Source organism: Kitasatospora sp. NPDC091257 (assembly GCF_044757675.1).
Taxonomy (GTDB): Bacteria; Actinomycetota; Actinomycetes; order Streptomycetales; family Streptomycetaceae; genus Kitasatospora; species Kitasatospora lactacystinica.
The window spans coordinates 1-1,556 of the sequence record NZ_JBIVVI010001631.1 but is presented as its reverse complement, the minus strand read 5'-3'; the positions used below and the strand labels follow the sequence as shown (position 1 = coordinate 1,556).

Sequence of the window (1,556 nt, the reverse complement as noted above, 5' to 3'; positions counted from 1 at the left end):
CGGGGGCGTGTCATCCGGCGGGGTGCGCCCCCTCCGCGGCCACCGAACGCGCGACCTCGGCCGCCATCAGCAGCCCCGCCTCGCGCAACCGCCCCTCGTACCGGGCCGGATCCACCGGCGAGGCCACCACCAGCCCCAGCGCGGCCAGCAGCGAACCGTCCGGATGGAACACCGGCACCGCCACCGCCCCGTACGCCGGCTGCATCTCCCGACGCGCGTACCCCACGCCCCCGCGCCGCACCGCCGCCAGCTCCCGGCCCAGCCGGCCCGGCGCCACCACCGTGTACCGGGTGTGCCGCGCGCCCGCCGCCGACAGACCCGCCACCACCTCCCGGACCAGCGCCTCCGGCGCGTGCGCCAGCAGCACCCGGCCCACCGCCGTGGCGTGCAGGTCCATCCGCCCGCCCACCCGCACCTGGAACGGCGAGGACTGCGCCGCCGCACTCGGCAGCCGGTCCAGCAGCAGCGCCGAACGGCCGTCCAGCGCCGCCACCAGCGCGGTCTGCCCGGTCCGCTCGTGCAGCTCCCTCAGGGCCGGCTGCGCCAGCTCCCGGATGCGGCGCAGGCACGGCGCCAACGACCCCAGCGCCCACAGCCGCCGCCCCAGCCGGTACCCGCCGTCCCGCTGCCGCTCCAGCGCGCCCCAGGCGACCAGCTCACGCACCATCCGCAGCGCCGTCGGCGCCGGCAGCCCGGTCTGCCGCGCGATCTCGGCCAGCCGCAGCGACTCCCGCTCCCCGTCGAACGCCTCCAGCACCGAGAACACCCGCCCGGCCACCGAGCGTCCCCCGGCCTCCCCCGAATTCCCCGCCACCCGCCCCACCCTCCACCGCCACCGCCGCCCACATCCCGTCACCCGCCCCAACACCCGCGCCCGGCACGCGGATTCCGCGGTGCGGGTTCCGCGTACCGCGGCCCTGCGCGAGGCCGCTCGGCGGAACCGGGCCGGCGGAACCGGGCCGGGCGGCCTAGAGCAGGCAGTCGGCGGTGGTGAGGACGGCCCGCGTCTGGTGGGCGAGTTGCTCCTGGACGGGGACCCAGCGGGCGCCGAAGCGGTGGCGCAGCCGGTCGAGGCTGTCGGTGACGACGGCGCGGGCGCGGTCGCGGGCGGCCTCGGCGGCGGGGTCGCGGGCGTCGGCGAGCAGCCGCAGCAGGACCGACGCGACCCGCAGCGGCACGCGGGCCGCGACCAGGCCGGCGGTGGTCACCCGGGAGGCGGTGAGCGGCTCGGAGCCCCAGCGCTCCAGCCACTCCTCGGCCACCCGCGGGGCGGCCGCCAGGCTGAGCTCGACGGTGCGCAGCAGCGGGCCGAACGCCTCGTGGCCGTAGGCCTCGTACTGGTGCGCGGCGACGCCCGGGAGCAGGGCGGCGAGCTCTTCGGCGCGCGCGGTGAGGTCGCGGGCGGCCGCGGCGAGGGTCTGCGCCCCGGCCGGGTGGGGACGGGCGTCGCCGACCGCGTCGACGGCCCACATCGGGACCTCCAGCACCGCGCTGACCGCGCCGTACCGGGCCGCGTACGACCAGGTGGACAGCTCCGGCTCGTCCGGCAGGGCCCG

General features: G+C 79.3%; 1 protein-coding gene and 1 pseudogene. Both read right to left on the bottom strand.

The genetic code is table 11. The features are described 5' to 3' along the window. Positions 1–10 precede the first annotated feature (10 nt). Positions 11–814, bottom strand: a complete 804-nt coding sequence (locus ACIQOV_RS40885; RefSeq protein ID WP_401056137.1) for an IclR family transcriptional regulator — start codon at positions 812–814, stop codon at positions 11–13. 154 nt (positions 815–968) lie between these two features. Beyond that, a pseudogene (locus ACIQOV_RS40880) lies at positions 969–1,556 on the bottom strand (hypothetical protein); the annotation flags it as partial.